Source organism: Sphingomonas rhizophila (assembly GCF_014396585.1).
In the GTDB taxonomy this organism is placed as follows: domain Bacteria; phylum Pseudomonadota; class Alphaproteobacteria; order Sphingomonadales; family Sphingomonadaceae; genus Sphingomicrobium; species Sphingomicrobium rhizophilum.
This window is the reverse complement of sequence record NZ_CP060717.1, coordinates 1,796,547-1,819,442: the sequence shown is the minus strand read 5'-3', so window position 1 is coordinate 1,819,442 and position 22,896 is coordinate 1,796,547. Positions and strand designations below refer to the sequence as shown.

General features: G+C 66.1%; 20 protein-coding genes, 2 tRNA genes and 2 pseudogenes. 5 read left to right on the top strand and 19 right to left on the bottom strand.

The window, feature by feature from the left end; genetic code table 11:
- Positions 1 to 481 precede the first annotated feature (481 nt).
- The 14 genes and pseudogenes from H9L12_RS09365 to H9L12_RS09300 all read right to left on the bottom strand — a co-directional run bounded on the left by H9L12_RS09365 (position 482) and on the right by H9L12_RS09300 (position 11,048).
- Positions 482 to 1,105, bottom strand: coding sequence for a DNA-3-methyladenine glycosylase family protein (locus H9L12_RS09365; protein WP_187541516.1), 624 nt, complete (start codon positions 1,103 to 1,105; stop codon positions 482 to 484).
- On the bottom strand, positions 1,105 to 1,845 hold the full coding sequence (rlmB, locus tag H9L12_RS09360) for a 23S rRNA (guanosine(2251)-2'-O)-methyltransferase RlmB (RefSeq protein WP_187541515.1): 741 nt from the start codon (positions 1,843 to 1,845) through the stop codon (positions 1,105 to 1,107). The genes H9L12_RS09365 and rlmB overlap by 1 nt, the downstream gene beginning before the upstream one ends.
- A 43-nt stretch (positions 1,846 to 1,888) precedes the next feature.
- Positions 1,889 to 2,563: pseudogene (phoB, locus tag H9L12_RS09355) on the bottom strand (phosphate regulon transcriptional regulator PhoB); the annotation flags it as partial.
- Between the two features lie 3 nt (positions 2,564 to 2,566).
- On the bottom strand, positions 2,567 to 3,265 hold the full coding sequence (phoU, locus tag H9L12_RS09350; protein WP_187541513.1) for a phosphate signaling complex protein PhoU: 699 nt from the start codon (positions 3,263 to 3,265) through the stop codon (positions 2,567 to 2,569).
- A gap of 14 nt (positions 3,266 to 3,279) precedes the next feature.
- A pseudogene (pstB, locus tag H9L12_RS09345) lies at positions 3,280 to 4,025 on the bottom strand (phosphate ABC transporter ATP-binding protein PstB).
- A gap of 200 nt (positions 4,026 to 4,225) precedes the next feature.
- A complete protein-coding gene (gene pstA / locus H9L12_RS09340; protein WP_187541512.1) occupies positions 4,226 to 5,470 on the bottom strand; it encodes a phosphate ABC transporter permease PstA in 1,245 nt (414 codons plus the stop codon).
- Positions 5,463 to 6,845: a phosphate ABC transporter permease subunit PstC gene (gene pstC, locus H9L12_RS09335; protein WP_187541511.1), complete on the bottom strand. Its 1,383-nt coding sequence runs from the start codon at positions 6,843 to 6,845 to the stop codon at positions 5,463 to 5,465. The genes pstA and pstC overlap by 8 nt, the downstream gene beginning before the upstream one ends.
- Positions 6,846 to 6,868: 23 nt before the next feature.
- The gene (locus H9L12_RS09330) at positions 6,869 to 7,906 is read right to left on the bottom strand and encodes a substrate-binding domain-containing protein (protein WP_187541510.1); all 1,038 of its coding nucleotides are present in this window, start codon (positions 7,904 to 7,906) and stop codon (positions 6,869 to 6,871) included.
- 105 nt (positions 7,907 to 8,011) lie between these two features.
- Entirely contained in the window at positions 8,012 to 9,025 is a 1,014-nt protein-coding gene (locus tag H9L12_RS09325) for a sensor histidine kinase (RefSeq protein ID WP_187541509.1), read from the bottom strand.
- A 40-nt stretch (positions 9,026 to 9,065) separates the two neighbouring features.
- Positions 9,066 to 9,503, bottom strand: coding sequence for a hypothetical protein (locus H9L12_RS09320; protein ID WP_187541508.1), 438 nt, complete (start codon positions 9,501 to 9,503; stop codon positions 9,066 to 9,068).
- 36 nt (positions 9,504 to 9,539) lie between these two features.
- Positions 9,540 to 9,884 carry a hypothetical protein gene (locus tag H9L12_RS09315; protein ID WP_187541507.1) on the bottom strand — a complete coding sequence of 115 codons (345 nt, stop codon included), beginning with the start codon at positions 9,882 to 9,884 and terminating at the stop codon, positions 9,540 to 9,542.
- Positions 9,885 to 10,150: 266 nt separating this feature from the next.
- Positions 10,151 to 10,504: a sigma factor-like helix-turn-helix DNA-binding protein gene (locus H9L12_RS14480; protein ID WP_425506823.1), complete on the bottom strand. Its 354-nt coding sequence runs from the start codon at positions 10,502 to 10,504 to the stop codon at positions 10,151 to 10,153.
- Positions 10,505 to 10,767: 263 nt separating this feature from the next.
- A tRNA-Tyr gene (locus H9L12_RS09305) sits at positions 10,768 to 10,854 on the bottom strand.
- Positions 10,855 to 10,974: 120 nt separating this feature from the next.
- Positions 10,975 to 11,048 (bottom strand) — tRNA-Gly (locus tag H9L12_RS09300).
- Between the two features lie 399 nt (positions 11,049 to 11,447).
- Between H9L12_RS09300 and ku the strand changes: the two genes are divergently transcribed.
- Positions 11,448 to 12,332 (top strand): non-homologous end joining protein Ku, encoded by an 885-nt coding sequence (gene ku, locus H9L12_RS09295; RefSeq protein WP_187541505.1) that lies wholly within the window; start codon positions 11,448 to 11,450, stop codon positions 12,330 to 12,332.
- 1 nt (position 12,333) lies between these two features.
- Complete coding sequence (gene ligD / locus H9L12_RS09290; protein WP_187541504.1) at positions 12,334 to 14,823, top strand: DNA ligase D; 2,490 nt, start codon at positions 12,334 to 12,336, stop codon at positions 14,821 to 14,823.
- Here the strand turns inward: ligD and pip are convergent.
- The 4 genes from pip to H9L12_RS09270 form a co-directional block, all read right to left on the bottom strand.
- A complete protein-coding gene (gene pip / locus H9L12_RS09285) occupies positions 14,779 to 15,774 on the bottom strand; it encodes a prolyl aminopeptidase (RefSeq protein WP_187541503.1) in 996 nt (331 codons plus the stop codon). The genes ligD and pip overlap by 45 nt on opposite strands.
- A gap of 298 nt (positions 15,775 to 16,072) precedes the next feature.
- On the bottom strand, positions 16,073 to 17,443 hold the full coding sequence (locus H9L12_RS09280; protein WP_187541502.1) for a glutamate--cysteine ligase: 1,371 nt from the start codon (positions 17,441 to 17,443) through the stop codon (positions 16,073 to 16,075).
- Positions 17,444 to 17,485: 42 nt separating this feature from the next.
- Positions 17,486 to 18,226: a 16S rRNA (uracil(1498)-N(3))-methyltransferase gene (locus H9L12_RS09275; RefSeq protein WP_187541501.1), complete on the bottom strand. Its 741-nt coding sequence runs from the start codon at positions 18,224 to 18,226 to the stop codon at positions 17,486 to 17,488.
- Positions 18,223 to 19,092: a PEP-CTERM sorting domain-containing protein gene (locus H9L12_RS09270; RefSeq protein ID WP_187541500.1), complete on the bottom strand. Its 870-nt coding sequence runs from the start codon at positions 19,090 to 19,092 to the stop codon at positions 18,223 to 18,225. Before H9L12_RS09270 ends, H9L12_RS09275 begins: the two co-directional genes overlap by 4 nt.
- 76 nt (positions 19,093 to 19,168) lie before the next feature.
- Between H9L12_RS09270 and H9L12_RS09265 the strand changes: the two genes are divergently transcribed.
- The 3 genes from H9L12_RS09265 to H9L12_RS09255 are packed head-to-tail and all read left to right on the top strand — an operon-like array spanning position 19,169 to position 22,462.
- Positions 19,169 to 20,152: an LLM class flavin-dependent oxidoreductase gene (locus H9L12_RS09265; RefSeq protein ID WP_187543240.1), complete on the top strand. Its 984-nt coding sequence runs from the start codon at positions 19,169 to 19,171 to the stop codon at positions 20,150 to 20,152.
- A gap of 28 nt (positions 20,153 to 20,180) precedes the next feature.
- A complete protein-coding gene (gene ubiA, locus H9L12_RS09260; RefSeq protein ID WP_187541499.1) occupies positions 20,181 to 21,098 on the top strand; it encodes a 4-hydroxybenzoate octaprenyltransferase in 918 nt (305 codons plus the stop codon).
- Between the two features lie 17 nt (positions 21,099 to 21,115).
- Positions 21,116 to 22,462 (top strand): TldD/PmbA family protein, encoded by a 1,347-nt coding sequence (locus H9L12_RS09255; RefSeq protein WP_187541498.1) that lies wholly within the window; start codon positions 21,116 to 21,118, stop codon positions 22,460 to 22,462.
- On the opposite strand, the gene H9L12_RS09250 is transcribed toward H9L12_RS09255, so the two are convergent.
- Positions 22,459 to 22,896, bottom strand: a complete 438-nt coding sequence (locus H9L12_RS09250) for a CoA-binding protein (RefSeq protein WP_187541497.1) — start codon at positions 22,894 to 22,896, stop codon at positions 22,459 to 22,461. The genes H9L12_RS09255 and H9L12_RS09250 overlap by 4 nt on opposite strands.

The window sequence follows — 22,896 nt, the reverse complement described above, 5'->3', positions numbered from 1 at the left end:
GACTTCACCCCGATCCGCGCCGAACTGGACGAGACCGGAACGGCGCGGCTGTCGTTCGAGCTCGTCGTCCGGAATACCGGCAGCGCCCCGGCACGCGATCTCCTGGTCGAAGCGATAATGCTGAACGCCGGACCGCGGCAGGACGAGGACATCACCCACTTCTTCCGCAATCCGGTCGGAATGGGCGATCGGATCCCGGTGCTTGAACCGCATGGGAAGGTCGCTGTCCGCAGCCGCATTCCGCTGGTGCCGGAACGGCTCAATCCGATCGAGATCGAGGGGCGCAAGCTGCTGGTGCCGCTGGTGGCGATCAACGCCCTCTATCGCTGGACCGGCGGTGACGGTCAGCAATCGGCCAGCTTCCTCGTCGGGCGCGGCGGCGAGGATGGCGGCAAGATGGGACCGTTCAGCCTCGATCGCGGCGCAAGGGCATGGAGCGCGCTCAACGCCCGTCCGCATAGCGCCGGCCTGCGCAACTAGATCAGAGCGCCGTACCGGTGCTGTTATAGGCGTGCCAGGCGAGCACCGCGGCGGCCCCGCGATGCGGCCGCCACGCTTCGCCCCACTCGCGCACCTGCTTCTCGCTTGGCCGTTCGGGATGGCCGAGCAGCTTGCCGAGCTGGACCTGGACGGCGAGGTCGCCGGCCGGAAACGCATCGGGCCGGCCTTCCGCGAACAACAGGTAGATTTCCGCCGACCAGCGGCCGATGCCCTTGATGCGGGTGAGGAGCTCGATCGCTTCCTCATCGTCCGTGGGAAGGTTGACGAGGTCGAGTTCGCCCGACAGCACCAGCCCCGCCAGGCTGCGGGCATAACCTGCCTTCTGCCGCGACAGTCCCGCCTCGCGCAGTTGCTCGTCGCTCGCGGCAAGCAGGGACTCAAGGTCGACCGGCGACCCATATTTCGCGACCAGTTTGTTCCACATCGACCGGGCGGCGGCGACGCTGACCTGCTGGCCGACAATTGTCCGCAGGAGGGTCTCGACCCCGGGTTCGCTCAGGCGCGGTTCCGGCCGCCCGTGGATATCGAGCACCTCGGCGAAGGCCTTCTCGCGCTCAGCCAGCGCATCGAGGCTGGCCCGAAGCGACTCGGCCGTCCGGACCATCAGGCGACGCTCGCGGCGTAAAGGGCGACGGCGGCGGCGTTCGAGACGTTGAGGCTCTCGACCGCGTCCGTGATGGGCAGCCTGGCCAGCGCGTCGACATGCTCCTTGGTATTGTGGCGCATGCCCGTACCTTCCGCGCCGAGCACGAGCGCTACCCGCTGCGGTCCCAGCGCGTCCTTGAGGTCGGTCTTGGCATCGCCGGCAAGGCCGATACGCCAGAAGCCCGCCTCGGCAATTTCCTCCAGCGCGCGCGACAGGTTGACGACCCGCGCCCATGGCACCCGCTCCAGCGCGCCGGATGCCGCCTTGGCCAGCGCTCCGCCCTCGGGCGGACTGTGCCGGTCCTGGGTGACGATGCCGATCGCGCCGAAGGCCGCGGCGGTGCGAAGGATGGCGCCGACATTATGCGGATCGGTGACCTGGTCGAGGACGAGCAGCACCGCGCGCTCCGGCGCGTCGGCGAGGAGGTCGGCGAGCCAGATGTCCTCCAGCGGCTCGACCTCGATCACGACACCCTGGTGGGGCGCGTCGTGCGGCACCATCCGCCCCAGGTCGGGCGCTTCGGCCATGACCAGCGTCACCTCGGGCGGGAAGTTCATGAACGTGGCGGCATCGCGCGTCGCCCACGCCTTGTGGACGCGCCGGTCGGGATTATCGAGCGCGGCCGCGACCGCATGCTTGCCCCAGAAACGCGGCCGGTTGGGATTGCCGCCGCCCTTGCCTTTGTTCTTTCGCGCCATGGCTGGCGCTCATGCGGCTAGGCGGCCGGTCAGGCAACCCTTCGGCGTCGAGCGAGTAACCGGCCGAGCGAACCGTCCTGACCATGTCCGGTTCGCCCAGCGCCAGGCGGAGGCGGCGGACGTGAACGTCGACCGTGCGTAGTTCGATGTCCTCGCTATGGGGCCAGACCGATTCCAGCAGCTGCTGGCGGGAGAAGACCCGGCCGGGGTTTTCGAGGAAATGACGCAGCAGGCGATATTCGGTCGGGCCGAGCTGCAACGGCGCGCCCTGGCGTTTCACCTTGTGCGCCGCGAGGTCCATGTCGATCCCGGCGTAGCTGAGCGCCCCGGCGGCGATCGCCGGACGGACGCGGCGAAGCACGGCGCCGGCGCGGGCCAACAATTCCTTCGGTGAGAACGGCTTGGTCATATAGTCGTCGGCACCGGTATCGAGGCCGCGGATGCGGTCCTCCTCCTCGCCTCGAGCGGTCAGCATGATGATCGGCAGGTTTGCGGTGGATTCGCGCCGGCGAAGGCGGCGGCACACTTCGATGCCGCTGATACCCTCGATCATCCAGTCGAGAATGACGAGGTCGGGCCGGATTTCCTCGGCCAGGATCAACGCTTCCTCACCGTCGCCGGTGCGGGTGACAGACCAGTCAGCGCGGCCAAAGTGAAAACTGATGAGGTCGGACAGCGCCCGATCGTCCTCGACCAGCAAGAGACGCTTCCCGCTCATCGATCAGGCCTCCAGTGGGTCCGTTCCGCGCGGCCGGTCCGCCATATGCTGACCGGTGGCGGCATAGTAGACCATCTCGGCAATGTTGGTGGCGTGGTCGCCGACGCGTTCGATGTTCTTGGCAATGAACAGCAGGTGCGTCGACTGGCCGATGTTGTTCGGGTTTTCCATCATGAAGGTCAGCAGCGCGCGGAAGATGCTGTTGTAGAAGTCGTCGACCGCGCGGTCGCGCTCGACCACCCGGACCGCCGCTTCCGCGTCGCGCTCGACGAACGCATTGAGGACGTCGTGGACCATTTCGGTGGCGATACGCGCCATTTCCGGCATCAGCGACAGCGGCTCGATCTTGCCGACGCTGTCGAGCAGCGGAACGCGCTTGGCGATGTTCTTGGCATAGTCGCCGATACGCTCGACGACGCTGGAGATTTTCATCGCCGCGACGACGTCGCGAAGGTCGCCCGCCATCGGTGCCCGGAGCGCGATCAGCTGGACGGCACGGCGTTCCGTCTCGATTTCCAGTGCGTCGAGCTTCTTGTCGTTGTCGACGATCTTCTGCGCGCCTTCGAGGTCACGCTGGACCAGGCAGCGCATGGATTCGCGGATGGCGTGTTCGGCCAGTCCGCCCATCTGGCTGATGAGCGCGCGCAGCCGATCGAGATCCTCGTCGAACGCCTTGATGGTGTGTGCCCCGGTAGTGGCCATGTCCTGTGCTCCGATCAGCCGTAGCGGCCGGTGATATAATCCTGGGTCCGCTGCTCGCGCGGGTTGGTGAAGATCTCGCTGGTTTTGCCGTATTCGACCATCTCGCCGAGGTGGAAGAAGGCGGTGCGCTGCGACACGCGCGCGGCCTGCTGCATGTTATGGGTGACGATGGCGATCGCATAGCGCCCGCGCAGGTCGTGGATCAGTTCCTCGATCTTGGCAGTTGCGATCGGGTCGAGGGCCGAGCAGGGCTCGTCCATCAGGATGACTTCCGGATCGACGGCGATGGCGCGGGCGATGCACAGGCGCTGCTGCTGGCCGCCCGACAAGGCGGTGCCGCTTTCCTGCAGCCGGTCCTTGACCTCTTCCCACAGGCCGGCGCGCTTCAGCGACTTTTCGACGATCGCGTCGAGCTCCGTCTTGCCGTCGGCGAGACCGTGGATGCGGGGCCGTAGGCGACGTTCTCGTAGATCGACTTGGGGAAGGGGTTGGGCTTCTGGAACACCATTCCGACGCGGGCGCGAAGCTGCACCACGTCCATCGACGCGTCATTGATATCCTGCCCGTCGAGGAAGATGTCGCCGGTGACCCGCGCCGAGGGGATCGTGTCGTTCATGCGGTTGAGGCAGCGCAGGAAGGTCGACTTGCCGCAACCCGACGGCCCGATGAAGGCGGTGACCTTGTCCTCGTGGATGTCGATGTCGACGCCCTTGATGGCTTCCTTTTCGCCGTAGAAGACACGGACGCCGCGCGCCTGCATCTTCGCGGTCTTTCCCGCGTCGAGGGCGAGGCTGTCGATCGCCTCGTTCGATACCCGCGGAGTCACGTCCGCGACCGGATCGGGCGACAGGGCAGCCGCGTCGGTCTCCGTCCGCTCGGCGCCGGCGTCGGCGGCGATTGCCGTTGATGGCACCGGGTTGGGGACGATCGTTTCTTTGTTCTTGGTCATGGTCATGATGCCTACCAGCGGCGCTCGAAGCGGTTACGGAGATAGATGGCGAGCCCGTTCATCAGCAGCATGAACAGAAGCAGCACGATGATCGCGGCGCTCGTCTTCTCGATGAAGGCGCGGTCGACTTCGTCCGACCAGAGGAAAATCTGGACCGGAAGGACCGACGACGGGTCGGTGATGCCCTGCGGCGGCGAGGCGATGAAGGCGCGCATGCCGATCATCAGCAGCGGCGCGGTCTCGCCCAGGGCACGGGCCATGCCGATGATGGTGCCGGTCAGGATGCCAGGAAGCGCCAGCGGCAGCACGTGGTGGAATACTACCTGCATCTTCGATGCGCCGACGCCCAGAGCCGCGTCGCGAATCGAGGGCGGGACCGACTTGATCGCGTTCCTGCCGGCAATGACGATCACCGGCATGGTCATCAGCGCCAGCGTCAGGCCGCCGACCAGCGGCGCCGATCGCGGCAGGTGCATGAAGTTGAGGAACACGGCCAGGCCGAGCAGGCCGAAGATGATTGACGGCACCGCAGCGAGATTGTTGATGCTGACCTCGATCAGGTCGGTCCAGCGGTTCCGCGGCGCGAATTCTTCCAGGTAGAGCGCGGCCAGCACGCCGATCGGGAACGCCAGGGCCATCGTCACCAGGATGGTGAGGAAGGTCCCTTTCAGGGCGCCGAGGACCCCGGCCGCGCTCGGGTCCGTCGCGTCCGACGCCGTCAGGAAGGTGCTGTTGAACGCCCGTCGGGTGTCGGCCTTCGCAACGAGCCTTTCGAACTCCGGCTGGCCATCCCCCTTGGCGGCGACGTCGGCCCTCGACGACACCGGCAGCCACAGATCCACTCGCTTTTGCAGGATGCTTGGATCGGCAAGGATGGCCTTGCCGAGCTCGCGGACGCTGCCGCCACCGAACAATTCCTCGCCCCCCTTGCCGAACTGCTGGACGGCGGCCTGGTTCAGGGTGCCTTCGAGGTCGGACCCCGCAACCGTCGCCTCGGCATCGGGGCCGGTCAGCGCAGCCGGATCGATGAGGAGGTCGGAACGCGGAAAGTCGATCGCCAGCTTCGCTTCGGTGCGCGTGAATCCGCCAAAGCCCCTGGTGCCCATGGTGATCAGCAAGAAGGCGAGGAAGGCGACAGAGATCGCCACCGCGAGGAAGCCGAGCAGCCGGAAACGCCGTTCCGCGGCATAGCGCTTGCGGATGCGGGCATTCATCGACCCGTCGGTCCAACGGCTGGGAATGGCGGCGCTATTCATATGCTTCCCGATATCGGCGCACCACGACGAGCGCGATGAGGTTGAGGACCAGCGTGATCAGGAAGAGCGCGAGGCCGAGCGCGAAGGCGGCCAGCGTCTTGGCGCTGTCGAATTCCTGGTCGCCTGTCAGCAGCTGGACGATCTGGGTCGTGACCGTCGTCACGCTTTCGAACGGGTTGGCGGTCATGTTGGCGGCAAGCCCTGCGGCCATGACGACGATCATCGTCTCGCCGATGGCGCGGCTGACGGCGAGCAGGACGCCGCCGACGACGCCGGGAAGGGCGGCGGGAAGCACGACCTTCTTGATGGTTTCCGACTTGGTCGCGCCCAGCGCCAGGCTGCCGTCGCGCATCGCCTGCGGGACGGCGGCGATGCTGTCGTCAGCCATGGAGCTGACAAACGGGATGATCATGATGCCCATGACCAGGCCGGCGGCGAGGGCGCTTTCGCTGGAGGCAGAGCTGATGCCCAGCGACAGGCCAAGATCGCGGATCATCGGCGCCACGGTCAGGGCGGCGAAATAGCCGTAGACGACGGTAGGGACGCCGGCGAGGATTTCGAGGATCGGCTTCAGCCAGGCCCGCGCTTTCGCCGGCGCATATTGCGTCAGGTAGATGGCGCTCATCAGGCCCAGCGGGATGGCCACGATCATGGCGATGATCGCGCCGATGAAGGCGGTGCCCCAGAACAGCGGAATCGATCCGAACGCGCCCGACGAACCGGCCTGGTCGGCGCGGAGCGCGGTCTGCGGGCTCCATGTCGTGCCGAACAGGAATTCGGTCGGCGACACCAGGTTGAAGAACCGCAACGATTCGAACAGCAGGGACAGGACGATGCCCAGGGTCGTGAGAATCGCGATCAGCGATGCCGCGACGAGCAGGCCCATCACCCAGCGCTCGACGCCGGTGCGGGCGCGGAAGTCGATCTTTATTCGGCCCATCGCCAGGGCAGCCAGCGCCAGGGCGATGACGATGGCGACCACGCTGCCGATCGTCGCGTAGCGCGCCGACGCGGCCTTGTAGAGCGGGGCGAGTCCCGTGGATTCGGGGTTGAAGCCCGCCTCGCGCGTACCCGCCGCGATCTCGCGCGCTTCGGTCAGGATGGTGTCGCGCTGCATCTCGAATGCCGGCAGCGCCTGGCCCTGCGGCGATGCCAGCACGGCCTGGTCGACAAGACCGTTTTGGACCGGGGTCCAGATGGCGAGAAAGGCGAGCGCCGGCAGCGCCGCCCACAGCGCGATGTAGAGAGCATGATAATTCGGCAGGCTATTGAGCCGGCCGCTGCTGGTGCGGAGGCTGGCCGCACGCCGCCGGGCAAACAGCCCGGCCGCGGCGGCGATCACGAGGACGGCGACGAGCGCGATCATCAGGTTCATGGCGCTCGCCGCCTATCCCGCGCTTACTTCAGGCTCGCCGGGTCGATCGGCGTGAGCGCCGTCGCCTGGGCGGCCGCAGCCTCGGCATCCGCGCCGCCGAACGGCACCAGCCCGCGCTTCTGAAGCGCACCGCCGGCACCCCACTGCTTGGCGTAGGCCGCGATGAAGTCCTTGATCTTCGGCTTGGCGGCCATGTGCTCGCCCTTGACGTAGAGGTAGAGCTTGCGGCTGCCCGGATAGCTGAGGTTCGCGATGGTCTCGACCGTCGGGGTTACGCCGGCGAGCTGAACGGCCTTAACCTTGTCCGCATTTTCCTCGAGGAAGCTGAAGCCGAGGACGCCCAGCGTGCCCGGGTCGGCCGCAACCTTTTGCACCAGCAGATTGTCGTTCTCGCCGGCCTCGACGAAAACGCCATCCTCGCGAACCTTGGTGCAGATGTCCTTCTGCTTGGACTCGTCGGTCTTCTTCAGTTCCTTCATCGCGGGATCGCTTTCGCAGCCCTTGGTGAGGATGAGGTCGGCCAGGCTGTCGCGGGTGCCCGACGTCGGCGGCGGGCCGAGGACACGGATCTTCATCGCCGGAAGCGCCGGGTTGACGTCCTTCCAGGTCTGGGCGGTGTTCGGCTTGCCGAACGGATTGGCGGCCAGCGCCTTGTAGATGTCGGTGACGGTGAGGTTGAGGCCCGGCCCGTCCTTACCCTCGATCAGCGTCAGGCCGTCGATACCGATCGCGAGTTCGATGACGTTCTTGGCGCCGTTCTTGGCGCAGTCCGCGTACTCGCTGGCCTTCAACTGGCGCGACGCATTGACGATGTCGGGGAACTTGTCGCCCACGCCGGCACAGAACAGCTTGATGCCCGACCCGGTGCCAGTCGACTCGACGATGACGCTGTTGCCGGGATTGGCGCGCTGGAATTCCTCGGCGACCGCGGTCGTGAATGGATAGACGGTCGACGATCCGACGACCTTGATCTGGCTGCCGGCGGCCGACCCGCCGCTACCGCCCGAACCGCATGCGGCGACAAGCGCTACCAGCGGCAGCGCAACCATCAACTTCTTCATTGTCAAGGCCTCCCATGGCACGGCCGTCGGCCGCTCAGCGGCCCCTTTGGCGATGACTCGATGGAATTCTGTGACGCTAACATGACAGTTTGATGACAAGGGACGTCAGGCGGCCGGCAAGGTGACGACCGCTTCCGTCCCGCGGCCCGGCGCCGAACGGATGTCCAACCGCCCGCGATGGCGCTCGACGATGTGCTTGACGATGGCGAGGCCAAGTCCCGTGCCGCCCTGGTCGCGCGTCCGCGCCGGATCGACCCGGTAAAATCGCTCGGTGAGGCGCGGGAGGTGCTCGGCGGCGATGCCTTCGCCACGATCGCGAATCGTGATCGAAACTTCGCCGCCGTGCGCGGCGAGGGTGATGTCGATCGGGCAGCCGTCCGCGGTGCAGCCATAGCGAAGGGCGTTGGTTAGAAGATTGCTGACGACCTGCTGCAGTTGGGCGGTGTCGCCCCGCACCCGCGGCAGATCATCGGGCGCAACCAGGCGGATGTCGGCACGGCGGCGGCGCACGAATTCACCGCACTCCTCAATCACCATCCGCACCACGCTGGCGAGGTCGACCGATTCGGCTGGGGGACGGAATCGATCGGCTTCGATCCGCGACAGGCCCATGAGCTGTTCGATCAGGCGGAGCATCCGGGCCGCTTCACCGTGGATGGTTTCGCCGAACCGGCGGCGCGTTGTATCGTCGAGCGGTTGGTCGTCAGCCAGTGTCTCGGCATAGCCGCTGATCGTCGCCAGCGGTGTTCGCAGCTCATGGCTGGCATTGGCGACGAAATCGACGCGCATCTTCTCGGCCGCGCGCAGGTCGGATTGGTTCGACAGGCGCACCAGCGAGAGAGTGCGATGGTCGCGCACCGGCTGGACGGTCACGCGCCAGCTCTGGTCGGGACCGCCGATCCCGGTCAGTTCCAAGTCGCCCTCGCGGCGCTTGGGGTCGAGGATCATTTCGAGCGCCTCGGGATGGCGGATGGCGAGACGAACGTCGCGGCCTTCGATCGAAGCGCCCAGCAGGGCCTTGGCACTGGCGTTGGCGGCCAGCACCCGCCCCCGTTCGATCAGCAGCGTCGGCTGGTCGTTCGCATCGATGAGCGCAGCGGCAAGGGGCGATAGCGACACGGCCTGCGTGCTAGCGCGTCAACGCCTCTACTGGAAGTGGCTAGGCCGAGACTGCCCCGCCCGGATCGAGCTGCATTCGCCGGTGATGGCGATAGGCGCCGATCACCAGGATGATCATGATGGGATAGCTCCAGAACCGCTCGGCGGCCGCATAGGCCATCGGCACCAGGTCGCTGGAAATGAGCCGGAAGATGTGGGCGAGCAGGGTCGTCAACTGCAGGCCCGCGACATAGAGCGGCCAGAAGCGGCTGGAGGTAAGCGCGACGTAAAGGAACGCCGCCATGACGGCGACGTCGATCAGCAGGATGCCGGCTTCGAATGTCGCGAAATTGCCGCTGGTCAGGCGAATGAAGACCGTTGTCGCCAGCGAGGCGCAGATCGCGGTCGCGGCGACCACGCGCTCGTCGTGGCGGCCCCTCCACAAGGCATAGCCGCAGCACAGGACCAACATCGTCCAGTAGAGATATTTGGTGCTCATCGTGCTGCGGCCTCGCCCCCTCGTAAAAGTCCGAAATCAGGCGACGACGCGAAGGTCGGCGATTCCCTTCGGCGGCGGGCAATCGTCGGTGTCGCCGTAGCTGGTCGTCCGGAGCCCCGGAACGGACTGTTTCGCGGCGGCGAGCTCGCCATGGCAATCGGCCATGCCGCCCCGCGCGACGATCAGCGCCTGCAGCGTATCGGCGAGCTTGGCAAAGGCGGCCTGGCCGGTGGCGGGACCAACGCCCATCACGGCACGGGCGCGGACCATGCGACCCTGCAGCTCGGCCATCTCGACCAGTGCGGCATCGATCATGTCTTCGACGGCGCGGACTTGGGTGGCGATGTCGAACGCAGCGGATTCGATCTGATGTTTACGCATGAATCATCCCTTCCCCGGGGAATCGCATCCCCCAGTTCATTGGCCATTCGCGGAAAGTAATCGAGGTCCCGGCTAGGAGTTGAGCATCCGGGAGAGGCTTTCCAGTCCGGCCAGGTACATGCCGGCGGAAAAGGTTGCTCCCATGGAGATGATCACGATCCAGAGCAGCCGTTGTCCGACGCTCAATTCGTTCCGGGGCTGGCTCCTCGTTGTGAACGGCAAAGACAGGGAGGAACGAATGACCGGCGTCGTCTGCTCGGTAATGACTAGGCCGGGTTCGTTCCCCCTGTGCGGTCAGCGTGCCGAATCTGATGACCAACCGCCCCATCGATTTGCGGGCTGTCGGCCGCCGGGTCGATGTACGGCGGTTGATGTATCAATCGTTGATATGGCTCGGACACACCGTCGTGCGCGGCGAGGAGGCGCGCAGCCTCTGCACGGCGCTCGACGTGAAGGACTTGCAGGGCTTGCCGGATACGTTGGTCGACGGTGTGCGGAGAGATGCCGAGCTGTGCGGCAATCTCTTTCGACGACAGATGCTGGTTCACGAGGGCCAGGCATTCGCGCTGCCCCGGTGACAACCGCGCGACACGCTGGGCGGCGTCTTCCGCCCTATCCATGACGGGCGAAAATCGGGTCGCGGCCGAGGGCATCGGCATCTCCTTTCGGCATCAAACGACCGAGCAAGCCGTTACGAGATTCAGACATTCCCTTACGTCAACCTGACAATTTTCGCCAATCCCAAATGCTGACGGGTTCAAGGGGCCACAAACTTTCCTATGGCGCAAGCACTTCCAAAACACGGGCGTAATCACCGGTGCCCGTTTGATTGTCGCAAGGTTGTTGGTGGCAGCCATGACACTGCCCGAGACGCTCGGGAGTATGGTGGACAGGGCTGGATTCGAACCAGCGTACGGGAAACCCGGGCAGATTTACAGTCTGCTGCCTTTAACCACTCGGCCACCTGTCCAGGTGTGGTGCGGCGCGCTGTTAGGAGGCGCGTCGCGTTGCTGTCAACCGGCCAGCGACGGTCGCCGCCCGGCCGGGCCGGCGCGCTCCACGAAAACCCACGCCCCGGCATGGACTTTCGTGGAGCGGGTAACGGGAATCGAACCCGTGTATTCAGCTTGGAAGGCTGCTGCACTACCATTGTGCTATACCCGCGGCGCAAGCGCGGCGCCGCCTTTGCCACCGGGGGATACGATTCGTCAACGCTGCGCTAGCGCGCCGTCGCCGGTCGGACCGTCGCCAGAACCCAAGGGAATTGTGTCAACACACCCAGCATCGGCGCGCTGGTCAGGGGCAGCGTATCACTGGGCCCGGCCATGGCGGTACCGGCGCGTGACAGAAGGGCGAAAGTCGCGATGGCCTCGGCCAGCCCGACGCCCTCATCAGGATCCTCTGCTGGAGCCGTGCGCTGTTCGATGGCCAGACGACGCCGCCGGGCCGACTGGATGTCTCCGCCATAAAAAGTTCTGCGCCGGGTGGCCGGAATTGGCCAACGGAACGAGTCATCCCCTCGTCGATTGAATCGGACACGTGACGACTTTGGGAAGGTGAACGATGCCGGCGCGACCATCCTGGCGGGGACAGATACGATTGGCGCTGGTCGCCATTCCGGTCGAAATCTATCCGGCGACCAAGGCGGGCAAGTCGATCGCTTTCCACCAGGTCCACGAGCCGTCGGGACAGCGCGTCCGCTACGAAAAAGTGGTGCCCGGCATCGGACCGGTCGACCGCGACGAGATTCTCAAGGGTTATGAAGTCAGCAAGGGCGAATATGTCCTGCTGGAGCCTGAAGAGATCGAGAAGGTGAAGCTAGAAAGCCGCAAGACGCTGGAACTGACCCAGTTCGTCGACCTCGGCGACATCGACCCGATCTATTACGACAAGCCCTATTATGTCGTGCCGGCCGACGACCTCGCCGAAGAGGCGTTCGTCGTGCTGCGAGAAGCGCTGCGCCAAACGAAGAAGGTCGGCATCGGCCAGCTCGCGATGCGGGGGCAGGAATATGTCGTCAGCCTGAAGCCTTGCGGGCGCGGCATGGTCTTGGAGACGCTGCGCTATTCCGACGAGGTCAACAAGGCGCAGTCTTATTTCCGCGACATCGGCAACACCAAGCCCGATCCCGACCTGCTCGACCTTGCCCAGACGCTGATCGACAAGAAGGCCAGCGATTTCGACGCCGACGAGTTCAAGAACCGCTACATCGATGCGCTCAGGAAGCTGATTGCGGAAAAGCAAAAGAAAAAGGGCAAGCGCGTCATCCAGGACGACGAGCCTGACCTGCCGTCGAAGGGCAGCAACGTCATCGACCTGATGGCGGCACTCAAGAAAAGCCTCGGCGACGACAAGAAGCCTCCCGCCAAGAAGGCCGCCACCGTCAAGAAGCCGGCCACTCGAAAGACCCCGGCGAAGAAGGCAGCGCCGGCGCGCAAGCGGGCCTGACATGGCGCGCAAGGTCCCGCTCGACATCGCAACCTACAACAAGAAGCGCGACTTCAAGCGGACGGCCGAGCCCAAGGGTCGAAAGATCAAGGGGAAGGGCGACAGCTTCGTCGTCCAGAAGCACGACGCGTCGCGGCTGCACTGGGACTTCCGGCTGGAGATGGACGGTGTCCTGAAAAGCTGGGCCGTACCCAAGGGTCCCAGCCTCGACCCCGGCACCAACCGGCTGGCGATGCGGACCGAGGACCATCCGCTCGACTATGCGGAGTTCGAAGGAACGATCCCGCAGGGCGAATATGGCGGCGGCACGGTCATGCTGTGGGACCGTGGCCGCTGGATTCCGGAACCCGGGAAAGACCCGCGCAAAACGATCGAGGAGGGCCATTTGCACTTCGCGCTCGAAGGGGAGCGCATGCATGGCGACTGGGTCATGTTCCGGCTGAAGGGCAAGCCCGGCGAAAAGGGCGAAGCTTGGATGCTGAAGAAGGTGACGGACGACGACGCGCGTCCGGACGAAGGCGATGCCTTGGTCGAACAATGCGTGACCAGCGTCACCACCGGTCGCTCGATGGCGGAAATTGCCGCCGGTGCCGATGTCTGGAAAAGCAACCGCGGGGGCAAGAAGGGCGGCGCCACCAAGCGCAAGGCGGGGACCAAGCCGCCGGCGTTCCGGAAGCCCCAGTTGGCAACGCTTGTGGACGCGGTTCCCACAGGGTCCGATTGGCTGTTCGAATATAAGTATGACGGATACCGGCTGTTAATCGCGACCGGCGACGGCGCGGCGACGGCGTGGACCCGTAACGGCAAGGACTGGACGGACAAGTTCCGGTCGATCGCGAAGGCGGCTGCCGACCTTCCCGCGGGGTGCCTGATCGATGGCGAAGCGGTCGCGCTCGGCAAGGACGGCAAGCCGAACTTCCAGTTGCTGCAATCGACTCTCAAGGGCGGCGACGCCGATCTCGCCTTCTACGCCTTCGACCTGTTGGTCGACCGGGGCGAGGACATTACCAAGCTGTCCAACCTGGAACGCAAGGAACGGCTGGCCGCGCTGCTGAAGACCGCGAAGGCACCGATCCTTTACGGCGACCATGTCCTCACGAAGGGCGAGGCGCTGTTCGACGCCATCTGCAAGGAGGGCGGGGAGGGGATCATCGCCAAGAAGGCGAGCGCGACCTACCGCGGCGAACGCGCCCGGAATTGGCTGAAGGTCAAATGCATCCAGCGACAGGAATTCGTGATCGTCGGTTGGCAGGCGAGCGACAAGCGCCGCGGCTTCCGTTCCCTGCACCTCGCGGTGCGTGAAGGGCGGAAGCTGACCTACGCGGGGAAGGTCGGCACCGGGTTCAATGCGGCGTTGATCGAGGATTTGTCCGAACGAATGCGGCCGCTGTCGGTCGACGAACCGGTTCTCGACGTGCCGCGAACCGCCCGTCGCTGCTCGCATTGGATAAAACCTCGGCTGGTGGGTGAGGTCGCCTTCACCGAATTCACGGACGAGGGCGTCCTCCGTCATCCCAGTTTCATCGCGTTGCGCGACGACAAGCCGGCCAAGGATGTGGTCCGCGAAAAGGCCGAGCACCTGCCCAGGGCAAGGCGCTCGTCGAAGAAGGCGGCGGCAATGGCGGAAACGGTCGGCATCAGGATCAGCAATCCCGACCGGGTCATCTTCCCCGGCGACGACCTCACCAAGGGCCAGCTCGCCGACTATTATGCCGCGGTGCAGGCGCCGATGCTGGTCACGACCGCCAACCGCCCGATCAGCCTGATCCGCTGTCCGCAGGGCCGCGCCAAGCACTGCTTCTTTCAGAAGCATGACAGCGGGTCGATGGGCGACGACGTCCATCATGTGCCGGTCAAGGAGAGCGATGGCGAGGTAGCGGACTATCTCTACGTCAAGGACGCCAAGGGAATCCTCGCCTGCGTTCAGATGGGGACGATCGAATTCCACGGCTGGGGAAGCCGGGTCGATCCGCTGGAGCGTCCCGACCGGCTGGTGTTCGATCTCGATCCCGACGAGGGACTTGGCTTCGACAAGGTGAAGGTGGCCGCGCTTCGGTTGCGCGCGCTGCTCGCCGACCTCGGCCTCGTCACCTTCCCGATGCTGACCGGCGGCAAGGGTATCCACGTCATCGCCCCGCTTGATGGCAAGGCCGAATGGCCGGCGGTCAAAAGCTTCGCCGAAAGGTTCAGCCGCGCCATTGCCGAGGCCGAGCCGGACATGTTTACCGCCAACATCCGCAAGGCCCAGCGGAAGGGACGGATCTTCCTCGACTGGCTGCGCAACCAGCGCGGGGCGACGGCGGTGATGCCCTATTCGGCGCGTGTCCGCGAAGGCGCGCCGGTGGCGGCGCCGATCGACTGGAGCGAACTCGAAAAGCTTAAGGCCGCCAATCTCTACTCCATCCGCGACGCGGACGAGTTGCTCGAACGGGCGGGATCGAAGCTGCTAAGCGGCTGGTGCGTCGCTGACCAGTCGCTGCCCGACGCGTGAGTCCGCGAAGCGGTCGGTGGCGCGGACCAGCCCGTCGAGAATGCCCGGCTCGCTGAACAGATGGCCGCCGTCGTCGACGATCTGAAGCTCGGCCTCCGGATAGACCTTCGTGAGGTCCCACGCCGCCGACGGCGGGGTACAGCTGTCGTGGCGGCCCTGGACGATGACGCACGGGATGCCCTTCAGCTTGTGGGCGTTGGCCAGCAGCTGGCCTTCCTCAAGCCAGCCGTTGGTCGCCATGTAATGATTCTCGATCCGCGCGATGGCGATGGCGACGTCGTCGCTGGTGAAATGTTCGATGGTGCCCGGATCCGGTAGCAGCGTGACGGTCAGCCCCTCCCACTTGCTCCATGCCTTGGCGGCCGCAAGGCGGACGGCGGCATCGTCGCCGGTCAGCCGGCGGCGGTAAGCCTCGACCATGTCGTCCTGCTCGTCGGCCGGGATCAGCGACGCGAATTCGTCCCAACCTTCGGGGTAGATTTCGGACGCGCCGCCGTGCTTGTAGAGCCAATCGACCTCGCGCTGGCGGAACAGGAAGACGCCGCGAAGCACCAGTTCGGTAACGCGCTCCGGATAGGCCTCGGCATAAGCGAGCGACAGGGTCGATCCCCAACTTCCGCCGAACACCATCCATCGGTCGACGCCGCACATGGCGCGAAGCTTCTCGATGTCCTCGACCAGGTGCCAGGTCGTGTTGGCGTTCAGGTCGGCATGCGGAGTCGACCTACCCGCGCCGCGCTGGTCGAACACCAGAATGTCGTAGCGCGCCGGATCGAACTGACGGCGGTGCTGCGGACTCGATCCGCCGCCGGGGCCGCCGTGCAGGAAGACGACAGGCTTGGCGCCCGGCGTGCCGCTCCGCTCCCAGTAGAGCGAGTGGCCGTCGCCGACGTCCAGCATGCCGGTGTCGTATGGCTGGAAGTCGGGATAAAGGGTGCGTCGTTCGGTCATGGCCGCGCTGCTTGGCACAAATGCCCGCCCATGGGAAAGCGTCAACGACACGGTGCGGCGTCCAGTCGCTCGTCGAAACTGACCTTGCGAAAGATGGTTAAATAGGGTCAATTAAATCGTGAGTTAACGGCGTGCCGAGTCGTCGACTACCGGTGGCTTGCGAAAGCTGGGTACCGCATTTCGGCTAAGTTCTTGGACTTGGCCGAGTTCGAGGTCCAACCTGTCCGTCTTCCCACCGACCGACAGGCTGGATAACCGACGGGCAGGGCGGCGCCGCTGCCCGCCCGTCGGACCTCGATCAGAAGCTATATTCCTCGTAAATGTGGCGGACGTCGCCCTTCCAGTCGCCGTGATAACGGTCGAGCATGCGGTCGGCGAAGGTCTTGCCGCTCGCCACCACTTCGCGCAGCGGATCGAGAAAGCCGCCCTCATTGTCGCCCGCGGCGTTGAGTTCCGCGCGTTCGGTCAGGCCCGCCGCGGCAATGTCCAGCACGCGCGCAGCAAGGTCGCGGACTGTCCCGCCTCCCGGAACCGGGGAATCGAGCGCCTGGCGCGGAACCGCATGGCGAAGCGCCTCGCGCTCCTCGATCGACCAATGCCTGACGAGGTCCCACGCCGCGTCGAGCGCGGTGCCGGAATAAAGCAGCCCGACCCACAACGCCGGAAGCGCGCAGATCCGGCCCCAGCGGCCGCCGTCGGCGCCGCGCATTTCGAGGAAGCTTTTCAGCCGCACCTCGGGAAAGGCGGTCGACAGATGGTCGGTCCAGTCGGCCATGGTCGGCGTTTCGCCGGGCAACACCGATAACTTCCCGTCGAGGAAATCGCGGAAGCTGAGGCCCGCGGCGTCGATATATTTCCCGTCGCGGAAGACGAAATACATCGGCACGTCGAGCGCATAGTCGCAATAGCGTTCGTAGCCGAAGCCGTCCTCGAACACGAAGGGCAGCATGCCCGTGCGATGCGGGTCGGTGTCTTCCCAGATGTGGCTGCGGAAGGACTTGAAACCGTTGGGCTTGCCTTCAGTGAACGGGGAATTGGCGAACAAGGCGGTCGCAACGGGCTGGAGCGCCAGGCCGACCCGGAACTTCTTCACCATGTCGGCTTCCGAGCTATAGTCGAGATTGACCTGGATGGTGCAGGTCCGAAGCATCATGTCGAGCCCCAGGTTGCCGACACGCGGCATGTGCCGTCGCATGATCTCGTACCGCCCCTTCGGCATCACCGGCAGGTCGCTGCGGGCCTTGTCGGGCCACATGCCGAGGCCGAGGAACCCCAGCCCGAGCCGATCGCCGATCGCCTTTACCTGTTCCAGGTGCCGGCCGCTTTCGGTGCAGCTCTGATGCAGATCGCGGAGCGGGGCGCCGGACAGCTCGAGTTGCCCCGCCGGCTCCAGGCTGATCGTCCCGTCGTTCCCGGCAAGCGCAATGACGACGCCATTTTCTTCGACCGGCCGCCAGCCGAACTCGGTCAGACCCATCAGGAGGTCGCGGATGCCGCCGGGCTCCTCGTAAGAGGGGGAGCGATGATCGCTCAGGCGGTAGACGAACTTTTCGTGTTCGGTGCCGATGCGCCAACTCTCGCGCGGCTTTTCGCCCTTCGAGAAGACCGACAGGAGGTCATCGCGGCCTTCGATCGGCGGGCTGGCGGAAAGGTCGGTGCGCGTCGTCATCCCTGCCGCCCTAATCCGGCGGCGGTTCGTAGCAAAGCGAAACTATCGCCAGTCGCCGACCGCCGTCATCCACGCCGTGATGGCCGCCAGCGCCGCCGTTTCCGCACGCAGGATGCGCGGCCCAAGGCTGATCGCGGTTGCGCCGGACGCGGCGCGGATGGCTTCAGCCTCCTCCGGCGCGAACCCGCCCTCGGGCCCGACCAGGATGATCGCCGGGCCGGCACGAAATGCGGCAACGGCCGGCGTGCCGCCGGTTTCATCGGCGAAGTAAAGCGCCTGCCCGGGATCGCGCGTGCGCAGAAATGCGTCCAGCTTCACCGGCTCGGCGATGGTGGCCAGCGCGGTGCGTCCGCACTGTTCCGTCGCCTCGACGATATGGCTGCGCATCCGGTCGAGGTTGAGCTTGTCGACGATCGTGCGGCGGGTGACCACCGGCTGGAGCCGCGACACGCCCAGCTCCACCGCCTTTTCGATCAGATATTCAATGCGGCCTTTCTTGATCGGGGCAAAGGCGAGGGTGAGGTCCGGCGTTGCCTCTTGAGGGCGGGTTCGGCGAACCACGCCGAGCGCCATGCGCTTCTTTCCGGCCTCCGCGACGCGCGCGAGCCATTCGCCCGACACGCCGTCGAACAGCAGCAGCTCGTCACCCTCTTTCATGCGCAGCACATTGCCGAGATAATTGGCCTGCCCACCGTCGAGCGCGACCAGTACGCCCTCGCCAAGCGGCGGCGATAGGTAGAGCCGCTGCAGGCTTCGCGGCGGCCACGCCGGGGTTGCGATCATCGCACCGCTTCCGGCTTGCACCCGCCGCCGTGGACCATCTGCCACGCGATGGTCTGCAGCTTCGTCGCAACCGCCGGGTTCAGGCCGAGGTCGTTGGCCGCCGTCTCCCGATCGCCCAGCCGGCGCGGATCGGCGCCGGTCACTCCGGCGAAAATGACGAGCGCGGACAGGTAATAGCCCGGCGTCCCGGCGTGGTAATGGTCATACCCCCACAGGTCGACCTTTCCGGCGTCGATGCCGTCGTACGGATTGGCATCGGCGACCCCCGCGGCGATCGCGCAATTGAAGGCTTCGCCGACGGGGTTTACCTTCCCGATCTGGGGATGGGACCGCACCACCCGGTCGATTTGCCTGCGGAGGTCGAGCGCCATCCGCGTCATCGGCTGGCCCGACCAAGGCTGTCCGGCGGGCACGGTGAGGTCCGGCCGGGTCCAGTTCGACGTGATCGAGATTTTCGCGTCGGGGCTTCGTGCGCGAATCAGCCGCGCCAGCCGGCCGGCGAAGTCGATCGAACGCGCGACGTCGCCCGGCTTTTCCGGATCGAGCGTCGAATATTCCTGGAGCACGACCTGGTCCCACAGGCCATCGATCTGGGTCTGTTTGTTCTGGAAGTGCCACTGCAGCGACTTCCCGGGCGACGTTTCCAGCGCGACGATCACCGGTATGTTCAGCTGGTCGGCGAACAGCTTGAACAGGGCCGGCACACCGCCAATGCCATCGCCATTGCGATCATCGACCGTATTCGCGCGATAGCGGAGGACCGCCGAGGTCGCGCCGAAAGTGAAGCTGTTTCCGATGAACAGCACTTCCTGCGGCCGGGCAGGCGCGGGTTGGGCGGCAAGCGCCAAGGCGAGCAACATGGCCATGCCCACGCTTTACGCGGCAGGGCGCGGCGCGCAACCACCGGCTGGCATTCGCGCCATGGCGCCCCATATCCCGGCGATGGTTGCCCTGTCCGTCCTCGACCTCGCGCCCGTTCCGGAAGGGTCGGAAGCCCGCGATGCCCTGCTTCATTCGCTCGATCTGGCCCGTCATGCGGAAGCGCTCGGCTATCGCCGCTTCTGGATGGCGGAGCATCATTCGATGCCCGGCATCGCCAGCGCGGCGACGGCGGTGGCGCTGGCCTTTGTCGGGGCCGGCACCTCGACCATCCGCATCGGCGCGGGCGGCATCATGCTGCCCAACCATTCGCCGCTGCAGGTCGCAGAGCAGTTCGGGACGCTTGAATCGCTGTTTCCCGGCCGGGTCGACCTTGGCCTCGGCCGGGCACCGGGCACGGACCAGGCGGCCGCGATGGCGATGCGGCGAACGCTTCACAGCGACCCCAACGCCTTCCCGCGTGATGTCGTCGAACTGATCGACTACTTTCAGCCTGCCGGGCCCGGGCAGCGCGTGATTGCGGTACCGGGGGCGGGGCTGGACGTTCCAGTATGGATCCTGGGGTCGAGCACGTTTGGCGCGGAACTCGCCGCGCAGCTTGGGCTGCCTTATGCCTTCGCGTCCCACTTCGCGCCGCAGATGCTGATGCCGGCGCTGGACGTCTACCGGTCGACCTTCCGGCCTTCGCGGTGGCTGGCTGAACCTTACGTCATGCTCGGCTACAATGTGTTCGCGGCCGACAGCGACGAGGAAGGCGAACTGCTGGCAACCTCGCTGGCGCAGGCGTTCGTCGCGCTGCGTAGCGGACAGCCGGGCAAGCTCAAGCCGCCTGTCGCTGGCTACCTCGACAGCCTGCCGATGGAACAACGGGCGATGCTCCAGTCGGTGCTGGGCCAGGCCGCGATCGGCACGAGGGATTCGGTTCGTGCGGCGGTCGATGCGTTCGTGTCCCGCACCGGCGCGGACGAGTTGATGATCACCTCGCAGATCTTCGACCGCGAAGCGCGGCTCAAATCCTATTCGATCCTCGCCGAGGCGATGGCCTAGGGCGCTCCGCGATGCTAGGCCGCCCGCGATGAGCGCTGCCACCGACATCGTTCCCGATAGCGAGCGGCAAGGCCTGATCGGAATCCTTCCCCGCAGCTGGCGCCCCTATGCCTCGCTGATGCGGCTCGACCGGCCGATCGGCACATGGCTGCTGTATTGGCCCTGCGCGTGGAGCGTCGCCCTCGCCGGGGTGGACGGCCGCTGGGCGCTGTTCGCATGGTTTGCGCTCGGCGCCTTCGCGATGCGGTCGGCGGGATGTGTCTACAACGACATCGTCGACCGCGATCTCGACAAGCGGGTCGAGCGCACGCGGTTGCGACCGCTGGCGTCGGGCCGAGTTTCCACACGTGCGGCGTGGGCGCTGACGGTGGCGCTGTCACTGGTCGGGCTGGTGGTCCTGTTGCGATTGCCGCTGGCGGCGCAGTTGGTGGCCTTGGGCAGCCTTGCGCCGGTCGCCGCCTATCCTTTCATGAAGCGCATCACCTGGTGGCCGCAGGCGTGGCTTGGCCTCGTCTTCTCGTGGGGCGCGCTGGTCGGCTGGCCCGCCGTGACCGGTTCGCTGGACTGGGCGCCAGCGCTAGTGTGGGCCGGCAGCATTTTCTGGGTCATCGGCTACGACACGCTCTACGCCATCCAGGATATCGAGGACGACGCGCTGGTTGGCGTGAAGTCGAGCGCCCGTGCGCTCGGCGATCGGGCGAAACTGGGCGTGGCGATCTGCTACGCCGTAGCCCTCGCCGGCTGGGCGGCGGCGATCTGGAGTGTCCGTCCGCAGGCGCTGGCGCTGATCGCGCTGCTCCCCGCCGCGCTTCATCTGGCGTTGCAGGTCGTCCGGATTGACCCGGCGGACGGTGCCGGGGCGCTTCGCCTGTTCCGGTCGAACCGCTTCACCGGGCTGCTGCTGTTCGCCGGTTTCCTGACGGTCGGCTTGTCGCTCGCCGCTTGACCGACTAGGCCGCGCCGATGCTTTCGCCCGACGCCGCCCGCGACAAGGTCTGCCAACTGGTCGAACAGGCGCGCCGCGCCGGTGCCGACGCCGCCGACGCGGTCTATGTCGGCGAACGATCGACCGGCCTCAGCGTCCGCCTCGGCGAACTGGAGGACGTACACCGCTCGGAAGGGGAGGAGATCGGACTCCGCCTGTTCGTCGGGCAGCGGAGCGCCAGCACCGGCTCGTCCGACATGTCCGCCGACGCGCTTTCGGCGATGGTCGAACGCGCTTTGGCGATGGCCGCTCAGGCGCCGGAAGACCCTTATGCCGGCCTAGCGCCCAAGCAGTTGCTGGCCAACGGGGACGCGCCCTCGCTCGACCTCGACGATGGGCAAGACCCCTCGTCCGAAGCGCTCCGCGAGCGGGCTCGCGTGGCGGAAGCGGCCGCGCGCGGCGTGGCGGGCGTTACCAACAGCAACGGCGGCAGCGCCTCGGCATCAGCCTCTACCATGGCGATTGCGACCAGCGACGGGTTCGCTGGATCGAGCAAGGCGACCGGCTACAGCAACAGTGCAAGCGTCGTCGCGGGCGAGGGCGCGGGCATGCAGCGCGACTATGGCTGGCACTCGGCCCGCCACGAAAGCGATCTCGAGACGCCGGAGGATATCGGACGCCGCGCTGGCGAACGGGCTGTGGCCCGCCTCAACCCGACGCGGGTGAAGCCGGGCACGATGGCGGTGTTGTTCGACCCGCGCGTTGCGACCAGCCTGCTCGGCCATCTTGGCGGTGCCATCAACGGCGCGTCGATCGCCCGAAAGTCGAGTTTCCTGCAGGATTCGCTCGGCCAGCAGGTCTTCGCGAAGGGTGTCAGCATCCACGACGATCCGCTCCGTCCTCGGGGCCTGCGCAGCCGCTGGTTCGACGGCGAAGGCCTGCCGACACGGCCGCTCGACCTGATCGACGACGGGGTGCTGACGACCTGGATGGCCGACAGCGCTTCCGCACGGCAACTTGGCATCGAGCCCACCGGCCATGCGGTGCGCGGCGCGTCGGGATCGCCGTCGGCCGGTCCCTCAAACCTGTACCTCGCTGCCGGTAGCCGCAGCCGCGAGGAGATGATTGCCGGGATCAAGCACGGCGTCCTTATCACCGAGCTGATCGGCATGGGCGTCAACGGAGTCACCGGCGATTATTCGCGCGGAGCGTCGGGCTTTCTGATCGTCGATGGCGAGATCGGCCCGCCGGTTGCGGAGATCACCGTCGCGTCGAACCTGAAGGCGATGTTTGCGACGCTTGAACCTGGCAGCGACCTCAAGTTCCGCCGCGGGGTCGACAGTCCGACCGTGCTGATCCCCGAAATGACGGTGGCGTCGGCCTAGGCGTCCTGCTCGACCGGCTTCAACCCGAGCCGGGCGAACTCGATCTTCGGGCAATGGTCCATGACGACCTTGAGGCCGGCCTCTTCCGCCCTTGCCGCAGCCTCGGGGTTGACGACGCCCAGCTGCATCCACACCGCCTTCGCGCCGACCTTGATCGCGTCGTCGACGATCGGGCCGACCGTTTCTCTGCGCATGAAGATGTCGACGATGTCGATGGGCTCACCGATCTGGCCAAGCTCGCGCCAGATATATTCGCCGTGGACATGCTCGCCGGTGATACGCGGGTTGACCGGGATCACGCGGTAGCCCTGGTCCTGAAGGAATTTCATCACGCCATAGCTGGCGCGGTCCGGCCGGTCCGATGCTCCCACCATCGCGATGGTGCGGGCAGTCTGGAGCAGGTCGGCAATATCCTCGGCGGCGGTCAGCGGCAT

Excerpts from the sequence above, each read along its gene's own strand:
- H9L12_RS09365 (WP_187541516.1), bottom strand. The coding sequence starts at position 1,105 with ATGGTCCGGACGGCCGAGTCGCTTCGGGCCAGCCTCGATGCGCTGGCT.
- ubiA (WP_187541499.1), top strand. The coding sequence starts at position 20,181 with ATGAGCGCTGCCACCGACATCGTTCCCGATAGCGAGCGGCAAGGCCTG.
- H9L12_RS09275 (WP_187541501.1), bottom strand. The coding sequence starts at position 18,226 with ATGATCGCAACCCCGGCGTGGCCGCCGCGAAGCCTGCAGCGGCTCTAC.
- ku (WP_187541505.1), top strand. The coding sequence starts at position 11,448 with ATGCCGGCGCGACCATCCTGGCGGGGACAGATACGATTGGCGCTGGTC.
- H9L12_RS09270 (WP_187541500.1), bottom strand. The coding sequence starts at position 19,092 with ATGGCCATGTTGCTCGCCTTGGCGCTTGCCGCCCAACCCGCGCCTGCC.
- phoU (WP_187541513.1), bottom strand. The coding sequence starts at position 3,265 with ATGGCCACTACCGGGGCACACACCATCAAGGCGTTCGACGAGGATCTC.
- H9L12_RS09320 (WP_187541508.1), bottom strand. The coding sequence starts at position 9,503 with ATGAGCACCAAATATCTCTACTGGACGATGTTGGTCCTGTGCTGCGGC.
- H9L12_RS14480 (WP_425506823.1), bottom strand. The coding sequence starts at position 10,504 with ATGGATAGGGCGGAAGACGCCGCCCAGCGTGTCGCGCGGTTGTCACCG.
- H9L12_RS09315 (WP_187541507.1), bottom strand. The coding sequence starts at position 9,884 with ATGCGTAAACATCAGATCGAATCCGCTGCGTTCGACATCGCCACCCAA.
- H9L12_RS09250 (WP_187541497.1), bottom strand. The coding sequence starts at position 22,896 with ATGCCGCTGACCGCCGCCGAGGATATTGCCGACCTGCTCCAGACTGCC.
- rlmB (WP_187541515.1), bottom strand. The coding sequence starts at position 1,845 with ATGGCGCGAAAGAACAAAGGCAAGGGCGGCGGCAATCCCAACCGGCCG.
- H9L12_RS09265 (WP_187543240.1), top strand. The coding sequence starts at position 19,169 with ATGGTTGCCCTGTCCGTCCTCGACCTCGCGCCCGTTCCGGAAGGGTCG.
- pstA (WP_187541512.1), bottom strand. The coding sequence starts at position 5,470 with ATGAATAGCGCCGCCATTCCCAGCCGTTGGACCGACGGGTCGATGAAT.
- H9L12_RS09255 (WP_187541498.1), top strand. The coding sequence starts at position 21,116 with ATGCTTTCGCCCGACGCCGCCCGCGACAAGGTCTGCCAACTGGTCGAA.
- pip (WP_187541503.1), bottom strand. The coding sequence starts at position 15,774 with ATGACCGAACGACGCACCCTTTATCCCGACTTCCAGCCATACGACACC.
- pstC (WP_187541511.1), bottom strand. The coding sequence starts at position 6,845 with ATGAACCTGATGATCGCGCTCGTCGCCGTCCTCGTGATCGCCGCCGCG.
- ligD (WP_187541504.1), top strand. The coding sequence starts at position 12,334 with ATGGCGCGCAAGGTCCCGCTCGACATCGCAACCTACAACAAGAAGCGC.
- H9L12_RS09330 (WP_187541510.1), bottom strand. The coding sequence starts at position 7,906 with ATGAAGAAGTTGATGGTTGCGCTGCCGCTGGTAGCGCTTGTCGCCGCA.
- H9L12_RS09280 (WP_187541502.1), bottom strand. The coding sequence starts at position 17,443 with ATGACGACGCGCACCGACCTTTCCGCCAGCCCGCCGATCGAAGGCCGC.